Source organism: Carbonicoccus niuqiaonis (genome assembly GCF_050157065.1).
GTDB lineage: Bacteria > Actinomycetota > Actinomycetes > Propionibacteriales > Propionibacteriaceae > Avipropionibacterium.
In genome coordinates this window covers 213,414-230,421 of the sequence record NZ_CP189573.1, presented here as the reverse complement: position 1 = coordinate 230,421, position 17,008 = coordinate 213,414, and the positions used below count along the sequence as shown (strand labels likewise).

Annotated in this window: 16 protein-coding genes and 1 tRNA gene; 10 read left to right on the top strand and 7 right to left on the bottom strand. The window is 69.6% G+C overall.

All coding sequences use genetic code 11. The features are described from left to right. Positions 1-30: 30 nt before the first annotated feature. On the top strand, positions 31-594 hold the full coding sequence (locus tag ACQBAU_RS01035; protein ID WP_465256219.1) for a pyridoxine/pyridoxamine 5'-phosphate oxidase: 564 nt from the start codon (positions 31-33) through the stop codon (positions 592-594). Between the two features lie 3 nt (positions 595-597). Here ACQBAU_RS01035 and ACQBAU_RS01030 read toward each other — a convergent pair whose 3' ends face one another. The 3 genes from ACQBAU_RS01030 to ACQBAU_RS01020 form a co-directional block, all read right to left on the bottom strand. Then, positions 598-1,113 (bottom strand): GNAT family N-acetyltransferase, encoded by a 516-nt coding sequence (locus ACQBAU_RS01030; protein WP_465256218.1) that lies wholly within the window; start codon positions 1,111-1,113, stop codon positions 598-600. Between the two features lie 23 nt (positions 1,114-1,136). Next, positions 1,137-1,841 (bottom strand): hypothetical protein, encoded by a 705-nt coding sequence (locus tag ACQBAU_RS01025; protein ID WP_465256217.1) that lies wholly within the window; start codon positions 1,839-1,841, stop codon positions 1,137-1,139. A gap of 121 nt (positions 1,842-1,962) precedes the next feature. Continuing rightward, positions 1,963-2,994 carry a LacI family DNA-binding transcriptional regulator gene (locus tag ACQBAU_RS01020; RefSeq protein ID WP_465256216.1) on the bottom strand — a complete coding sequence of 344 codons (1,032 nt, stop codon included), beginning with the start codon at positions 2,992-2,994 and terminating at the stop codon, positions 1,963-1,965. A gap of 212 nt (positions 2,995-3,206) precedes the next feature. On the opposite strand from ACQBAU_RS01020, the gene ACQBAU_RS01015 reads away from it, so the two are divergent. The 4 genes from ACQBAU_RS01015 to ACQBAU_RS01000 all read left to right on the top strand — a co-directional run bounded on the left by ACQBAU_RS01015 (position 3,207) and on the right by ACQBAU_RS01000 (position 9,812). Then, entirely contained in the window at positions 3,207-4,817 is a 1,611-nt protein-coding gene (locus ACQBAU_RS01015) for an FAD-dependent oxidoreductase (protein WP_465256215.1), read from the top strand. 150 nt (positions 4,818-4,967) lie between these two features. Beyond that, positions 4,968-5,690 (top strand): hypothetical protein, encoded by a 723-nt coding sequence (locus ACQBAU_RS01010; RefSeq protein WP_465256214.1) that lies wholly within the window; start codon positions 4,968-4,970, stop codon positions 5,688-5,690. Between the two features lie 58 nt (positions 5,691-5,748). Further along, positions 5,749-7,947 carry a hypothetical protein gene (locus ACQBAU_RS01005; RefSeq protein ID WP_465256213.1) on the top strand — a complete coding sequence of 733 codons (2,199 nt, stop codon included), beginning with the start codon at positions 5,749-5,751 and terminating at the stop codon, positions 7,945-7,947. A 20-nt stretch (positions 7,948-7,967) separates the two neighbouring features. Further along, entirely contained in the window at positions 7,968-9,812 is a 1,845-nt protein-coding gene (locus ACQBAU_RS01000; RefSeq protein WP_465256212.1) for an ABC transporter substrate-binding protein, read from the top strand. A gap of 127 nt (positions 9,813-9,939) precedes the next feature. Here the strand turns inward: ACQBAU_RS01000 and ACQBAU_RS00995 are convergent, their stop codons facing one another. The 4 genes from ACQBAU_RS00995 to ACQBAU_RS00980 form a co-directional block, all read right to left on the bottom strand. Beyond that, the gene (locus tag ACQBAU_RS00995; RefSeq protein ID WP_434548813.1) at positions 9,940-10,095 is read right to left on the bottom strand and encodes a hypothetical protein; all 156 of its coding nucleotides are present in this window, start codon (positions 10,093-10,095) and stop codon (positions 9,940-9,942) included. A 285-nt stretch (positions 10,096-10,380) separates the two neighbouring features. Continuing rightward, a tRNA-Leu gene (locus ACQBAU_RS00990) sits at positions 10,381-10,463 on the bottom strand. A 98-nt stretch (positions 10,464-10,561) separates the two neighbouring features. Then, positions 10,562-10,936 carry a hypothetical protein gene (locus ACQBAU_RS00985; RefSeq protein WP_434548814.1) on the bottom strand — a complete coding sequence of 125 codons (375 nt, stop codon included), beginning with the start codon at positions 10,934-10,936 and terminating at the stop codon, positions 10,562-10,564. A gap of 13 nt (positions 10,937-10,949) precedes the next feature. Further along, a complete protein-coding gene (locus tag ACQBAU_RS00980; RefSeq protein ID WP_434548815.1) occupies positions 10,950-11,828 on the bottom strand; it encodes a phytanoyl-CoA dioxygenase family protein in 879 nt (292 codons plus the stop codon). Between the two features lie 72 nt (positions 11,829-11,900). Between ACQBAU_RS00980 and ACQBAU_RS00975 the strand changes: the two genes are divergently transcribed. The 5 genes from ACQBAU_RS00975 to ACQBAU_RS00955 all read left to right on the top strand — a co-directional run bounded on the left by ACQBAU_RS00975 (position 11,901) and on the right by ACQBAU_RS00955 (position 16,999). After that, positions 11,901-12,659, top strand: a complete 759-nt coding sequence (locus ACQBAU_RS00975) for a helix-turn-helix domain-containing protein (protein ID WP_434548816.1) — start codon at positions 11,901-11,903, stop codon at positions 12,657-12,659. A gap of 47 nt (positions 12,660-12,706) precedes the next feature. Next, a complete protein-coding gene (locus ACQBAU_RS00970) occupies positions 12,707-14,002 on the top strand; it encodes a C39 family peptidase (RefSeq protein ID WP_465256211.1) in 1,296 nt (431 codons plus the stop codon). Between the two features lie 137 nt (positions 14,003-14,139). Then, complete coding sequence (locus ACQBAU_RS00965; protein ID WP_434548818.1) at positions 14,140-14,841, top strand: FhaA domain-containing protein; 702 nt, start codon at positions 14,140-14,142, stop codon at positions 14,839-14,841. Next, the gene (locus tag ACQBAU_RS00960) at positions 14,841-15,320 is read left to right on the top strand and encodes an FHA domain-containing protein FhaB/FipA (RefSeq protein WP_434548819.1); all 480 of its coding nucleotides are present in this window, start codon (positions 14,841-14,843) and stop codon (positions 15,318-15,320) included. Before ACQBAU_RS00965 ends, ACQBAU_RS00960 begins: the two co-directional genes overlap by 1 nt. Then, positions 15,320-16,999: a PP2C family protein-serine/threonine phosphatase gene (locus ACQBAU_RS00955; protein WP_465256210.1), complete on the top strand. Its 1,680-nt coding sequence runs from the start codon at positions 15,320-15,322 to the stop codon at positions 16,997-16,999. Before ACQBAU_RS00960 ends, ACQBAU_RS00955 begins: the two co-directional genes overlap by 1 nt. The last annotated feature ends 9 nt before the right edge of the window (positions 17,000-17,008 follow it).

Sequence of the window (17,008 nt, the reverse complement as noted above, 5' to 3'; positions counted from 1 at the left end):
CCGGGTGCCGTCAGCTGACAGGATCGAGCCATGGGAAATGACGTACGCTCCCGACTCGCCGCCATCGGCACCCTCACGGGCAGTCCCCCACCCCTCGACCTGGACCAACTGCCGGCGGAGCCGACGCCCATGTTCCTGCACTGGCTGGACGTGGCCATCGCCGCCGGCGTCCCGGAGCCCCGAGCGATGACCCTGTCGACGGTGGACGCCGAGGGCATCCCGGATGCCCGGGTGCTGATCTTGAAGGACGTCGGCGCGGAGGGCTGGGCGTTCGCCGGCACGACCGCCAGCGCGAAGGGCGACCAGCTTGCCGCCAACCCGGCGGCCGCACTCAGTTTCTGGTGGCAGCCGGTGATGCGTGCGGTGCGGGTCCGCGGGCCGGTGGTCGAGGCGTCGACCGCCGAGTGCGAAACGGACCTGCAGGCTCGTCCGGCCGCCGCCCGAGCGTTGGTGGCGCCGGGCACCTGGCGGGTGTGGCGGGTGCGACCGCAGCGGGTCGAGTTCTGGCAGGGCTCACCTGATCGCCGCCACGTTCGGATCGTTCATCGGCTCGGCGCCTCCGGATGGTCCCACGAGGTCGACGTCGAAGGCTGATGCTCAGCTTCGGGTCGCGACGAACAACGAGGACTCGGTGTCGTAGTAGTCGCGGGTCAGCCCCTCGTACCTCATCGCCAGGCGTTCACACACCCGTTGTGACGCGCGGTTCGCCGGGTCGGTGACCGCGACGATCCGGTCGAGTCCGGTGGCGAAGCCATGATCAAGGACCGCCCGAGCGGCCTCGGTCACGTAGCCCCGGCCGGTGTGCGCCGCGTGCTGTCGCCACCCGATCTCGACGTCGTCGACGCCGACGCCTTCGGACGCCGGGATCGGCTGGAACAGCACGAGACCGACCGGGGTACCGTCGAGGCGGGTCACACACCAGAAGCCGTACACCGGGTGGTCGTCATGGCGGCGGAACCGATCGATCCGCTTCCTCGCCCCGTCGAGGTCGGTCAGGACCTGCGTGGGCATGAACCGTGCGAGCTCCGGGTTCTGGTGGAGCCCGAGGACGAACTGCTCGTCCGACTCGGCGAAGGCGCGCAGCGACAGCCGTGTCGTCCGCAGCGGAATCATGGCGTAGGCCTCCGGGTGTGGGTTCAGACCTCATCATGCCGGTCACGGCTGCGTCGGACCAAGCTGATGGTCGCGACGACCGTCCACGCCATGCACAGCAGGCGCCCGAACAGGATCAGCGCGTTGCCCTCGTACACCAACAGCGAGACCAGCGACAGCACCGCAGGTGCGGCGGCGATCCAGCCGAACACCCGGAGCGGCTTGCTGACGCCCGGGATGCGGACCGTGGCCAGCACGAACACGCCCAGGGCGACCACGTGGGCCGTGCCGCCGGCGATGAAGTTGGCCGTACGCAGGCCCTCGGCCACCTCGACGCCGACGGTCGGCGCAATGCCGACCAACACCCAACTCATCACGCTCGACAAGATCATCAGGCCGGCGGCCAGCCATCCGATGATCATGGCCGTACGGGCGGCGCGGGTCTGGGCGTACGTCCCGCCCATCCGGCCGACGGCGGTCGCGAACAGGGCCAGGAAGGCCACCGAGACGAACTGGACGGCCGCCCCGACGACCTGCGCGAGCGGGTTGTCTCGCAGCCAGGCGAGCAGTTCGTCGCCCGACGCGGTGGGCAGCGGCGCCGGACCGGACTGCAGGGGTCCGATGATCAGGTCACGGGCGAGGTAGAGGCCGACGAAGCCGATGGCCCCGACGGCCATCGCCGCGGCGGGTGGTCGGGGCAGGGGTTCGGTCGGCAGCGAGAGATCGGGACGGTCGTGGTCGATGGTCATGGGAGGGCTCCTTTCAGATCCCTTCCATCCTTGAAGAATCGGCCGTTCGCGTCGTCGTCCCCGGGGCGTCACCTCGGCTACGCCGGCCACCGTACGAAGGTCGGCAGCCGCTACGCCTCCGTCAAGAGGCGGAGGCCACGGTGGAGCCTTCGACCATGGTGCAGGGCAGCAGCTGCTCGGAGGGAGCATCGACGACACCCCGGACGATCTGGTCGAGCAGTCGGAGCGCGGCATCGCCCATCTCGACCCGGGGAATCGTGAAGCCGGACCAGTGGTCGCCGATGGCCGGGCTGACCTCGGACTCGCCCAGCACCGCAAGGGAAAGGTCGTCGGGCACCCGCTTGCCCGCTCGCTGGGCAGCCAGGGTGAGCTCGTCGGGTGAGGTCACCACCGTGCTCAGCAGGACCGCCGTGGCCCCGTGCCCGTCCAGTACCTCGATCGCCTCGTCCGGGGTGAACGCTGCCGCGTCGAGCAGGATCGGCCGCTGACCCAGCTCCTGGAGCGCCGAGCGGTAACCGTTGAGCCGGTCCACCGCGGAGACCGCGCCACCCAGGTCGCCGAGCAGGGCGATCCGGCGATGTCCGAGCCCGTACAGTCGATGGACCACGTCCTCGGTCGCGTGCACGTAGTCCGCACTCACCTGCGAGATGCTGCTCGAACTCTCCCGCCGGCCGATGTGGACGAACGGGTAGCGCTGGGCGGCCAGGGTGGCCGCCTCCACCGCATCACCCATCCGCCCGATCAGGACGCACCCATCGGCGATGTGGACCCGGTTCCAGCCGGTGTCGACCAGGCGTCGCCGCCGGGCCACCAACGGCGCGGAGGTGAACAGCAACAGGTCGACCGCGATGTCCTCGGCCGCGGACTCCAGCCCGACCAGCAGCGGGTGGTAGAAACTGTTCCCGTCCTTGGGGAACACCGATTCGTAGGTGAACACCCCCAGCACCCGACTCCGACCGCGGACCAGCCCCTGCGCCAACGGGTTCGGCGCGTACCCGAGGCGCTCGGCCGCCTCGAGGACCCGCTGCCGACTCGCGTCGGACACCCGGGTCCGCGGGTGCGGGCTCCCGCTCAACACCAACGACACCGTCGCCTGGCTCACGCCGGCCGCCCGCGCCACGTCCAACTGAGTGGGACGCCGACTGCTCTGCATGATCGGAGCCTAATACAAATGACCCGAGTGTCCATGTGCGGTCGTGAGACTTTTTCCTGTGCCCGCAAGGAATCTTGGGTGCGGCTGCCATCGTCGCCATCACCGAAAGGTTATTCGCATCAGGGACTTGTTTCCGCCGCCGCCGCAGCCCAAGATCACCCCCAGACGAACTGGACACGGACACGGTGCTCGGGCCGATGCGGAAAGGAAGCATGGACGAACTCTCCACCGAGGTGTTGGTCGTGGGTGGCGGCTTGGGCGGCGTTGCCGCGGCATGGTCGCTGGCCGCGGCCGGGCACAAGGTCGTCCTCACCGAGGAGTCGGACTGGCTGGGCGGGCAGCTGACCTCCCAGGGCGTACCGCCGGACGAGCACCCGTGGATCGAGCACGTCGGCTCCACCCACCGCTATCGCCAACTCCGTACGGCGATCCGCGACTGGTACCGCACCCACCGCAACCTGCGCGCCACGTCGGCGCGGCTGCCGTACCTGAACCCGGGAGCGGGTCTGGTGTCGCCGCTGTGCCACGAGCCGGCGGTGTCGGCCGAGGTGATGGCCGAGCTGCTGCAGCCGTACGTCCGATCCGGGCACCTGACGATCATGCTGCAGCAGGTGCCGGTCGCGGCCGCCACCGGCGGCGACCGTGTCGAGGCCGTCACCTTCCGTGGTCGCGCCACCGGCACCGACACTTGCGTGTCGGCGGCCATCGTGCTGGACGCCAGCGAGACCGGCGAGCTGATCGCGCTGGCCGGGGTGGAGCACGTGACCGGGTTCGAGTCGCGCGAGGAGACCGGCGAGGAGGCCGCACTCGACGTGGCGCGGCCGACCGACATGCAGGCAGCCTCCTGGTGCTTCGCGGTGGAGCACCTGGCCGGCGAGGACCACACCATCGATCGTCCCGACGACTACGCGGACTGGCGTTCGCGGCAGCCCGCGTACTGGCCGGGCCGACAGTTCGGCTGGACCGTCCCGCACCCGCACACGCTGGCCCCGCGCCACCACTCGATGACCCCGAACCCGGACGACCACCCCGACCGGATCGTCGCCGACCAGAGTGCCGACTCCGGGGCCGACGACCTGTGGCGCTTCCGGCGGATGCTGGCCCGCAACCACTACGCCGACGGCGGTCCGGTCAGCGACGTCACCTTGGTGAACTGGCCGATGATCGACTACCTCGACGGCCCGGTGCTGGGTGGGACCGCAGCCGAGGACGCACACCACGCCCAGCAGGCCAAGCGGATGAGCCGGGCCTTCCTGTACTGGCTGCAGACCGAGGCTCCGCGGTCGGACGGCGGGACCGGGTTCCCGGGGCTGCGGTTGCGGCCCGACGTGATGGGCACCGACGACGGGTTCGCCAAGCGCGTCTACATCCGCGAGTCCCGACGGATCCGTGCCCGGTACACGATCACCGCCAACGACGTCGCCGTACGGGAGCGCCCGGACGGGGCGGTGGCGTACCCCGACTCGGTGGGAACCGGTGCGTACCGGATCGACCTGCACCCGTCGACCGGTGGCGAGAACTACATCGACGTCCCCGCCCACCCGTTCCAGATCCCCTACCGGGCACTGGTGCCGGTACGGGTACGCAACGTGCTGGCGGCAGGGAAGTCGATCGGCACCACCCACATCAGCAACGGCTGCTACCGCCTGCACCCTGTCGAGTGGTCGATCGGCGAGGCGGCCGGGATCGCCGCCGCCCACTGCCTGGAGCACGGACTGGAGCCCCAGCAGTTGGAGGTCGGCAGCACCCAGCTCGCGCAGTACCAGCAGCGCCTGCGCCTCGAGGGCGTCGACATCGCCTGGCCACGGATCCAGCCATGGTGAGGTACCTGACGCGGGCCACCACGCACCCTGAACCATCGGCACCCCACCGCGACCCCCATGATCGACTCGCACACCCGAAGCCGGACGCCCCCCTTCCGACCTCAGATCCCACACCGACCTCACATCCCGTACCGACGAAAGGACATCACCATGACTGAGACAACCAGGACCGGAGCCGGACTCTCGGGCCGCCGTGGCCAACTCGTGGTCAGCCTGCCCGCCAACGAGGTGGAGCTGGCCAAGATCGCCCTCGACGCCGGCGCGGACGTGGTCAAGGTCCACCTCAACCTCAAGCACATGTCCGGCCACGAATTCGGCACCTTCGCCGACAACGCCGCCGAGTTCGCCAAGATCATCGAACTCGGCGCCCCGGTCGGGCTGGTGCCCGGCGCCGGCGAGGTGTTCATCACCAAGGACGAACTCGACCAGGCGCTCGCGATGGGGTTCGACTTCGTCAACGCCGACATGGCCACCGCACCCTCGTACTTCGCCGACCCGGCCGTACCCTTCGTGCCCTCCGGCGGTGGCGCACCGGGCAGCCTCGGCTACCTGGCTGGTGTCAGTGCGCTGCAGGACATGCCCGGCGACTGGATGGAGGCCAGCGGCGTCAACCTGGAGGGCCACCGCAAGCCGCTCCCGTACCAGGACCTGCTGTCGTTGCGCGAGACCGGCCGCGTCTCCGGACGCCGCCTCATCGTGCCGTCGGTACGGACCCTGGTGCCCACCGACGTGCCGCGACTGTTCGACATCCCCGACGTGTGGGCGGTGATGATCGGCGCCTACGTGACCGGCACGACCGCCGAGTCGTTGCAGGCTGCGGTCACCGCCTTCCGCGCCGCCTTCGACGAGCTGGGGTTCCGCCGAGCCGCCTGACCCGAAGACCGACATCCACCCCCGATGAAGTCCAACCGTTCAAAGGAGAGCAGGAATCATGGATCACAACGGACCTGACCGCACCGCAGGCCTCACGATGACCCGGCGGACGGCGCTGGCCGGCATGGCCGGGCTGGCCGGTGCCGCAGCCGTGGGCATCGGCCGGCCCGCCATCGCCCACGGGTCACCGTCACAGGGCACCGAGCTGGCGCTGATCGAACCGCTGGATCTCAAGCCCGCCGTGGATCGGGCCACCTTCGCGCCCGAGGAACAGATCTTCGGCAGCTTCCAGGCGGTGCTGGCGCCGCTGACGAACTCGATCATGGACGCCGGTGACACCTACACCGGCTACACCAACGCGTCCGGGACGTTCGTCCCGGCACCGACGGACGTGTCCGGGCAGAACTTCCGCGGCTGGTTCGCCGACGGGTGGCACCGGCCCTACATCCACCCGATCAACACGTTGATCATGCAGCACGTGCAGACGCTCGCCTGGTTCGCCGCCCATGAGCGGCCGTGGAACCGCTACTTCGGCGACCCCGCGTTGATCGCACGTCTGGAAGCGGCCCTGCAGTACTACCTCTCACTGCAGCAGCCCAGCGGCGCGTTCCCCGAGTACACCACCGACCTGAACTCGATGACCGCGTCCGGGTTCGGCCAGGTGTCACTGGCGGAGTGCCTGGGCTCGCTGCAGTACGGCGACATCCTGACCCACCTGCACCAGCCGATCGCCGACGCACTGCGCCGCTGCTCCACCTGGGTGCTGACCAACACCACCGGCCACTGGGCGTCGCGGCCGGTCGGGCTGTGGTCGGTGAACCAGCAGACCAGCGGTCTGGCCGGGGTCACCGCGACCGCCCACGTCCTCGGCGACACCGCGCTGGCCGACTCGATCTACGACAAGCTGCACTTCATCAGCGTCGACGGCCAGGCCCCTGCCGGCTACTTCCACGAGGCACGCTCGCAGGCCGACCACGGTTACAACATGTCGGTGATGGCACCCGAGCTCGCCTACATCCACCAGCTGTCCCCGAGTGCCCGGGTGCGTGACCTGGCCCTGACCATGGCCGAGCGCTACATCGGGTGGGTCGGCTACGCCAGCGTCTTCGAACCGGGCGCCCCCGACGACGGTGCGCTGTGGTTCTCGGCCAGCGCTTCGCGGCAACCCGCCACCCGCTCCTACCGCGCCGCCGCGGACGTGAGCGACACCCAGGCACTGAACCGGCACTGGGCCTCGCTGTTGCCGGGTTGGATCCCGCACTCGCGCACCGTCGAGGAGGTGACCGCCCAACGGGACGCGTGGGCCGCCCTCGGCACAACTCCGGTGGACGCACGCCGCAAGGGCGACACCTCGCCCCGACTGATGAGCCACGTCCCGCTGGCCCCCGACGGTGGCTCCGAGGCCGAATTCGCCGCCGGGAAGGCGATGCAGCCGTACCTGGCCGACGACGACTTCACCTGGGTGGGCAAGGCCCACGCCAATGTGGGCCAGGAGCACCTGTTCGTCCGTCGGCCGGCGTACTACGCCGGATCGCTGTGGGGCAGCCACTGCTGGTTCTCCACGTCCAACCGGCAACGGATGGGCCTGCAGATGGTGTGGCACCCGATCATGGGCATGATCATCTGGGGTGAGAATGATCTTGATCGACAGCTGTCATGGGACACCACGCTGCTCGCCGGCACCACCGAGGTGGAGAACTTCGCCGCCCAGTTCGGGACGTACCGGTACCTCGACGGCAACGGCAACGAGGTCGACTCCGACGCCCTACCGGGACTTGCGGCCTTCACCGTACGAGGGGAGAACCAGAACACCACGCTCGGCTCCGACGGCCTGGAGCACACCCCCGGGCACATCCGCACCGACGTCACCTTCGACGCCGGGAGCATCACCCGTCGGGTGAACGTCGACGTCGGCCCGGACGGGAGCGCACGTGACACCATCCCGCTGCTGCTCGGCCCCGCCCCGGACGAGGTGCACTTCGTCGTCCCGGACACCGAGGACGCCTGCGGCCGGGCCGGCTGGTGCCATCCGCGGGGCCGGCGGACCCGGAGCGAGCCGGTGCCGGTCGGCGAGACGAGCAGTGCGCGGGCCGTCGGCCTGACCGTCCAGCGGAACGGAATCACCTGTGCCCTACACTGGGCCATCCCACTCGACGTGACCTTGACCCAAATGGGCCGGAGCCAACTCGGCAAGGCGACGCACGTCCTCACACTCCCCCACTCCGGCGTCCTGACGACGACGGTGACCTTCGAATGAACAGCACAGAGGAGAAGATCATGACCACCAGCAAGCTTCCTCATCAGGACCCGCTCGGCACGCTCAAAGCTGTTGCAGGGCCGTCGGTTTCGCGTCGAGCGATGCTCGCCGGGTCACTCACCGTCGCGGCGGTGGGTGCCGCCGGCTGTGGGTTCGGCTCCGCCCCTGGGGAGGGCCCGGGCAACGAAGGCGGTGGCGAAGGGACCACCACCCTGCGTGAGGCGCGGCGTCCACCGAATCACCTGAATCCAGCCTTCGGTGGTTCCGGGTCGCCGCAGGGCACGATCCTGATGGCGATGATGTGGGAGGGACTGGTCCGGCGCGACTCGGAGGACTCGGCGAACTACCTGCCCGGGGTGGCCGAGAGCTGGGAGGCGTCGGAGGACGGACTGACCTACACCTTCAAGCTGCGTGACACCACCTGGAACAACGGTGACCCGTTGACCGCCGAGGACTTCGTGTGGAGTTACTCGTACTACTACTCGCCCAAGCTGACCGAGCAGAAGAACGAGAACGCCCCCGCCATGACGGGTACGCCGGCCCGGACCAAGATCAAGGGCCTGCCGGCCTACTTCAACGGGGAGTCCGACGACTTCTCCACCGTCGGGATCGAAGCCACCGACGAGAAGACCCTCGTGTTCACCCTCACCGAGCCCGACCTCGGCTTCATCGACAGCACGGTGAAAACGTTCCCGCTGCACCGGGAGTCCGTGGAGGCGAACGTGCAGGACTTCTGGATGCCGGAGAAGCTGGTCTGCAACGGCCCGTACCCGTTGACCCAGTACGCACAGAACGCCGGTGCGACGCTGGAGCTGAGTGACACGTACTGGGACAAGGACGCGTTCACGATCACCAAGCGCGAGATCCAGTTCAACTCCAGTGGTGCGACCGGGATGATGGTGTCGTACAACGCGAACGAGATCGACACCTTCCGGGTGGACGGTGACCCGTCGGCGCTCGTCGCCGGCCGACCGGACCTTGAGGAGCAGCTCGTCCGGGGCACCCTGATCCAGTTCAAGGGTGTGCAGTTGCTCTCCAGCAAGAACACGTTGCTGCGTGACAACCTGAACGTCCGCAAGGCGCTGTCGTTGGCGATCGACCGTGATGCGTTGGCCACGGTGTCGCCGCCCGACGTGGCCGGCCCGTCGTTCGTGCCGAGCGACATCAGTGGTGCCGACGCCGTCCCGGCCCTGGAGTTCGACCCGGACCAGGCGAAGGCCCTGCTGGCGGACGAAGGATTCCCCAACGGGGAAGGGATTCCGCCGATCAGCATCATCACGTACGCGACGATGCCGATGCTGGAGGCCGCGGCGGAGATGTGGACCGAACACCTCGGCATCAAGACCTCGGTGGCGGTGCTGGAGGTCGGTGTCTACGGTGATCAGCTGTACGGCAACAAGCCTGAGGACTTCTTCGGGTTCTCCTTCAACTACAGCGCCCCGTCGCCGTACACGATGTTGCAGTACGGTGCGCAGCCGGCCCCGCTGTTCAACCGGGCCTCGATCCCCGACGACGTCGAACGGGAGCTCTTCGCGATCACCCGGGGCGACCGGAAGAACGAGATGTCGGCGGCGGAGACCCAGGCCAAGGTGGACGAGCTGACCCGGGCCAACTGGACGCCGGAGTACAAGAAGTTCGCCGACCTGAACGACGAGGCGCGCGCCGCCTTCGCCGATCCGGAACGTGCCATGGAACTCGCCACCCAGGCGGCCGTCGCGCTGCAGGAGACCTACTACTGGATCCCGATGTTGTGGGCCGGTTACGCGTTCATGATGAAGCCGCGCATCAAGGGCTTGATCCCGACCTCGTACGCCGACCACATCTACGACCTGCGAGGCGTCACCCTGGACCCGATCGAGGGCTGACCCAGAACTGATGTGCGAAACCCCGGCCGGGTCATCCCGGCCGGGGTTTCGCGCGTGGGCGTCCGGCACGGCGCACGGTAATGGCCAGCTGGTCAGTCGTCGTTGGTCACGGCCCACCATGCCGAGCTCAATGCCGGACCCGGAACCGCAGATGGGTGACGCCGTCCTCGGCGGACTGCACCTGGATCCGCTCCAATTCCCGTTGGGCGGCGCCGATCTCGGCGAACAGGGACCGACCTGCGCCCAGCAGGACCGGGATCAGGTGGAGCTGAACCTCGTCCAACAACCACGTTGATCGCCTGTCTGGGGCCAGCCCGAAACAGGGCAATTTCGTGCAGATGGGCCGTGGACGCGGCCTGGGACGCGAAATCGCCGCGTTTCGGTACGCCATGCCTGTCAGGCAGGCACCGAGTTCGCGGATATCGAGCCGGCCGGCGACGAGCTCGGCCACGGCAGGCAGCTCATGGCGCGGCGAGACCGGCACCGACAGGCACGAACGACAAGGCCCGAACCGCAACCGCAGGTTCGGGCCAAGCAGACATCCTGAGACATCAGAGTCGTTTTGTTGTGCGCGCGAGAGGATTTGAACCTCCACGTCCTTGCGGACACTGGCACCTGAAGCCAGCGCGTCTACCGTTCCGCCACGCGCGCATGTCGTGCCCACCGCCCTGTGGACCGACGGACAGCGTAGCACGGCCGGGGCGGCCGGAGCACATCCGCGAAACCGGCCGTGCGTGACCCGTCAACCGTCAGACGCGGACCAGCCGGGTGAACCAGAACTCGTTCGGCAGGTACGAGGTGTCGTGCTCGTGGCCGGGCAGCGGTGGCAGCAACTGGGACGCCTGGAGCAGCCGCCAGCCGTCGACCAGCGCGGCGACCCCGGTCTCGTACGGTGGCTCGTCCGAATCACCCATGGTCGGCCGCGAGCGGCCCGTCCCGTCGTAGCGGGACCACCCGGTCACCGTGGCCTCGAGCCCCGACCCGGCGAGCTGCAGCACCAGCACCTGCTGCCGTACGTCCGGTTCGGCCAGTGGCCGGGCGAACGACTCCTCCGGGGTCTCCAGCCCACCCTCGGGCGTCTCGGCCAGTGGGGCGTCCTGCATCATCATCGTGTCGTCTCCCATGATCAACTTTCGCTCACATGCCCCAGCCGGTGCCGGTACCGGAGGCACCCAGCCGCGGGTCGGTGGCGCCGGGCGCGATGGTCGTCGGACGCATCTCCTCGCGGCTCAGGTAGTAGTCGATGTCGAACAGTGGGTCCGCGGTCAGGCTTCGCCACAGTCGCGCGCGATTCACGTACTCCAACCGGGTCTCGGCGTTCGACGCCCACTCGGTGTGCTGCTTCAGCGCCGCCATCACCTCGGGGGAGTCGATGTCATCGGTGTTCCACAGCCGCACCTGCCGTACGGTCGGGTTGAACCTGATCTTGAACATGTAGCGGGCCACGTCACTGTCGTTGCGCCGCCCACCGTGCCAGATGCCGTGGTGCAGGAACACCACCGTGCCGGCCGGGCAGACCAACCGGGTCTGCCCGCGCAGGTTCTGGTAGCGACCGATCGACGACTCGTTGATCCGCCGCAGGTGGGTGCCGGGCACGCTCAACGTGCCGCCCTGGGCGAGCGTGACCTCGCGCGGGTAGTACATGAGCTGGACGTCGAACCCCTCGTACCGGGTGTCGATCACCGCATCACCGTGCATGGGCTGCGCCGTTCCCCCGTGCGGCGGCCGGATGTGCACCGCGTGGTGGTCGATCCGCGGCCTCGGGCCGACCAGGCTCTGGATCGCACCGGCCACCGCGGGCAGGTCCACCAGGTCGCGGACGAACGAACCCGGCGGGTACGCGGTGTCGAGGTCGGTGCCGTACGGATGGTGCTCGATCCCGGCGTCGAACACGTCGATCGCCCGGTCGTTCAACGCGGCCGGGACGACCCCGTCGAGCCGGACGGCCCCGGAGGCGACGAACTGTGCCATTTCCACCGACGTGAGGAGATGCTTGCGGTCCACCAGTGCGCTCATGTCCCATGACCGTACGGACTCCGGCACGGGTTGTCGTGGTGTGCAGCCACCGTTCACTGGTTCAATTCCACCATGCCGATCGACCTGACCGAGCCACCTGAGGTGATCAACTGCGGAGTCGGGCGCCATGGCGTACGACAGTCGGTCGACGTCTACCGGCTGCCGGACCTGTGGGCCTTCCACCACTTCCACTACACCTGCGACCTGCTGATCGACGGCGTCGCCCACCTCGTCCGACCCGGCACCGTCACCCTGGTGCCGCCCGGCGCACTCACCGAGTACCGCTACCGCGGCCCGAGCAACCACGAGTACGCCCATCTGCGGGCCCCCGCGATCGGCGAGTGCGAGCCGGTCGTCCGCACCGCGGACCGGAACCTGATCACCCTCCCGGCCCACTTCGCCGCCGCGGTCGCCCACACCACCACGGTGCCCGAGCGGTGCCGCGCCGAGCTGTGGCTGGCACTGCTGCAGCTGACGGCGGCCGACCCGGCCGGTCCGCACGCCGAGGGCGACCACGTCGCACGCGCCGTGCAGTGGATCGAGTCCCACCTCGACCGGCCGATCACGGTCCCGCAGGTCGCCGCCGCGGTCGGGATCTCACACACCCACCTCACCAGGCTGGTCCGCGCCGACTCCGGCCGCACCGTGGTCGGCCACATCCGACAACGGCGCATCGACCGCGCCAGGCACCTGCTGCGATCGTCCACCCTCACCGTCTCGGCGGTCGCCGCCGCCGTCGGCTTCGCCGACCTGCAGACCTTCAACAAGGCCTGCCGCCAGGAGACCGGCCGCTCCCCACGGCAACTGCGGGTCGACGGGGACACCGCGTGAAACCCGGGGTGCTTGCGCCCACCCGGCCCAGCCAGCACGATGAACCCATGACCCTGGCCCGTCGGAGGTTCCTCGGCGCCGCGGCCACCGCCGCCGTGGCCACCGCAGCCGCGACGGTCGTCCCCCGAGATGCCGAAGCCGCCTCCTGGCGACCGATCCGCGCCTTCGTGGTCGACAACGCGGCCCGCTGGAACACCGGCACCTTCACCGCGCTCGGCGTCGACGCCCGCGGCGGCCTGGTGCAGCGCAGCGGGCTGCGTCGGACCGTCTTCCGCGATCCGCACACCGGCATCGCCCGGCCGTACGACTACGGCTGGTGGACGAGTTCGACCTACGAGTTGGACTTCGGCGCGACCCAGGTCATCGCGTCGTGGGACGCGACCACACCCCGCGGGGCGTACGTCGACGTGGCCGTCCAGGCCCGCACGGCCTCGGGCGCCTGGACCCGCTGGTACGTGGTGGCGCGCTGGGGTCAGGGCGACACCTCGGCCGACCTCACCCGGGCCAGCGTCGCCGGGCAGCAGGACGCGTACGGCACGGTGCAGACCGACACCCTGGTCGCCCGCGGCTCCCACGCCTTCACCGCCGTCCGATTCCGCTTCATGCTCCTCAAGGCTCCCGGCGGCGCCGCACCCCGGGTCGGGCTGGGCGCGATCATGGCCTCCCGCGTCCCCAACACCCCCGAGGTCACCAACCGGGTCTGGACGCATCCGCTCAACCTGCCCGTCCCCACGTACTCCCAGGAACGGCACAAGGGCCACTACCCCCAGTGGGACGGCGGCGGTGAGGCGTGGTGCTCGGCAACCTCGACCGCGATGGTCCTCGACTACTGGGGCCGCGGCCCGAGTCGGACCGAGACGGCCTGGGTGACGCAACCCGGGGAGTCCCGGCCACAGGTCGACCACGCCGCCAGGTACTGCTACGACCACCAGTACCGCGGCACCGGCAACTGGCCCTTCAACACCGCCCACGCCTCCACCCGGGGCCTGCGCTGCTACGTGACCCGGCTGCGCAACCTCCGCGAGGCCGAGATGTTCGTCAACGCCGGCGTCCCACTGATCGTCTCGGTGTCGTTCTCGTCCGGCGAGCTCGACGGCGCCGGCTACTCGACGGCGGGCCACCTGCTGGTGATCGTCGGATTCACCCCCGCCGGGCACGTCATCTGCAACGATCCCGCCTCCCACCTGCGACCCGACGACGGGCAGGTGCGCTTCACCTACAACCGTCGCCAGTTCGAGAAGGTATGGCTGCCCAGCGGCCGGTCGGGCGGGCTCACCTACGTCATCGCCCCGTGGGGACACCGGCTGCCGACGGCATTGTCGTACGAACCCAACTGGCTCTGACGCGGGTCGAACTGGCTCAGACGCGGGGCCGAACTGGCTCTGACGCGGGCTGAACTGGCGCGGAGGCGGGCGTGGTCCCCGCGCCCGGTGGACCCAGCCGCATAGTATCGGTGGCGACCTTTGCGGAACGGAGAGTGATGGGCGTCCTGGATCGCTTCGAGCGGAAGCTCGAAGGCGCGGTGCACGGTGTGTTCGCGCGCGCGTTCAAGGGCGACGTCCAGCCCGTGGAGATCGCGGCGCGGCTGCAGCGTGAGCTCGACGCCGAGGCCAAGTTGATGTCTCGGACCAAGAAGCTGGTCCCGAACGACTTCACCGTCATCCTGTCGGCCCACGACTACGACCGGCTCGTGCCGTACGGCAAGACGCTCAACGCCGAGATCATCCCCGAGTTGAAGGACCACGCCAAGGAACGCGGGTACGTGTTCAACGGGCCGATCCGACTCAACCTGGAGGTCGACGACTCACTGCCGACGGGGCGCTTCGTCGTCGAGTCGCAGGCCGTCGCCGCGGTCGACACCGACGACCGCGCCGACACCGAGATGTTGCAGGCCGCCAACCTGGTCCTCGAGGTGAACGGGATGCGTCACCCGCTGCAGCCGCCCGGCTTCACCATCGGCCGCGGCTCCGACGCCGACCTGCGGATCAACGACCCCGGCATCTCCCGCCGGCACGCCGAGATCCAGGTCCACGCCAACGGGCTGATGCGGGTCGTGGACCTCGGCTCGACCAACGGGATCGTGGTGAACGGCAACCGCGTCCGGGAGGCGAACGTCACCGACGGCACCCGGATCGAGATCGGCAGCACCCGCATGCTCGTCCACGCGCCACAGGGACACTGATGTCGGAGATTGCGGTCACGCTGATCAAGGTCCTCTTCCTCGCGATGCTGTGGATCTTCATCCTGTCGGTGGCCTCGGTGATCCGCTCCGACATGTTCGGCCGGGCGGTCCCCGCCGGTGACCTGCCGCAACCCGAGCTCGCCGAGGCACCCAAGTCCGGCAAGCGACTGCGCCGCCGCGATCGTGGCCACCCGCAACGCTTCGGGATCACCAATGGTGTGCAGGCGGGTACGACAGCAGACCTCGCGGACGGTACGGTCCTCATCGGCCGCTCTGCGGACTGCCAGCTGATCCTGGAGGACGACTACGTCTCCACCAGACACGCTCGTGTGGTGGCCGGCGACAGTGGCTTCTACGTCGAGGACTTGGGTTCCACCAATGGCACGTACGTCAACGGACAACGCATCACGCAGCCGACCACGATCGGCCTCGCCGACACGGTACGGATCGGGCGCACGATCATGAGGTTGGAGGTCTGATGGCTCGCGGCACCAAGCCCGACCCGGACCCGGACACCCCGGACGACGACGTCGACACGGCGTCGGCGACGGAGGCGGCTACCGAGGGCGCCTCGACAGACTCGACGGACGAGGGCGCCTCGACAGGCTCGACGGACGTGGAAGCGGACTCGACGGACGAGGGCGCCTCGACGAGCTCGACGGACGACGAGACCCGGGCCGAGCCGGTGGTGGTCACCGAGCGCGGGCCGCTGCACCTGGACTACGTCGGCACCTCGCACGTCGGGCTGATCCGCAAGAACAACCAGGACTCCGGGTACGCCAGCCCGACCATGTTGCTGGTGGCCGACGGGATGGGCGGTGCGGCCGCCGGCGACCTCGCCTCCGCGGTGGCGGTCAAGGCGGCCGTGGCCGACGACGCGCTGGTGCTGGGCGACGCGATGCTGGACGTGCTCGGCGAGACGGTCCGCCGTGCCAACGACAAGATCGCCGACCTGGTCGCCGACGACCACACCCTCGAAGGCATGGGCACCACGGTGTCGGGGGCACTGTTCGACGGTGCCCGGCTGGGGCTGTGCCACATCGGCGACTCGCGGGTCTACCTGGTCCGCGACGGCGAGTTGGAGCGACTCACCCACGACCACTCGTGGGTCCAGTCGCTGGTCGACGACGGCAAGATCAGCGAGGAGGAGGCGGCCTTCCACCCGCACCGGTCGCTGCTGCTGAAGGTCCTCAACGGCCACCCCACCAACGTCCCGGACAGCTCGCTCACCGAGGTCCGCGCCGGCGACCGGTTGATCCTGTGCTCCGACGGCCTGTGCGGCCTGATCGACGACCCCGAGATCCTCGAGATCGCGACCGAGGAGGAGTCGATCCAGGCCGTCCTCGACGACCTGGTCGAGGCCGCCCTGCAGGCCGGCGGCGTCGACAACATCACCGTGATCGTCGCCGACGTCACCGAGACCCAGCCCGAGCCGGCGCTGGAGCCGTTGATCATGGGCGCGGCGACCGAGCGTGACATCCCGGTCATCGCCCCTCGTACGGTCGACCTCGGCGACGAGGAGGTCGAGTCCGACGACGATCCCGTACGGCCCAACGCCCCGCCACCGCCCAGCAGCGACGACGAGCAGGACGAGGAGGCGCAGCGGTACGCGATGTCGGAGCCGCCGAAGCGGCGCTGGCTGACCCGGCTGATCACGCTGATCGCCGTCGGCCTGCTGCTCACCGGTGCCGTCGTCGGCGGCGCCGCGTGGGGCCGGACGCAGTTCTACATCGGTGCGGCCAACCAGAACGTCGCGATCTACCAGGGCCTGCCGCAGGACGTGCTGGGCCTCCCGCTGTCGCAGGTCTACGAGATCCAGGAGATCCCGCTCAGCGACCTGCCGCGGTTCTACCGGGCCCAGGTCGAGGCCGGCGAGATGCGCGCCGGCAGCCTCGAGCAGGCCAAGGCCTCGGTCGACGAGCTGGCCGTGGCGGCCGAGCGCTGCCGCGCCGCCCGTACGCCTCCCCCACCCCCGGAGACCACCGCACCGCCGCCGCCGTCGACCACCCCGGCCCCGAACGGCTCGCCCAGCCCCTCGGCGAACCCCGGCCAGACCAGCGCCCCGACGAGCCCCGCCCCGTCCGCCCCTGCCCCTTCCACCCCCGCCACCACCTCAACGGCCCCACCCCCACCCGGACCGGGCGGGGAGTGCCCGTGAGCGACCGAG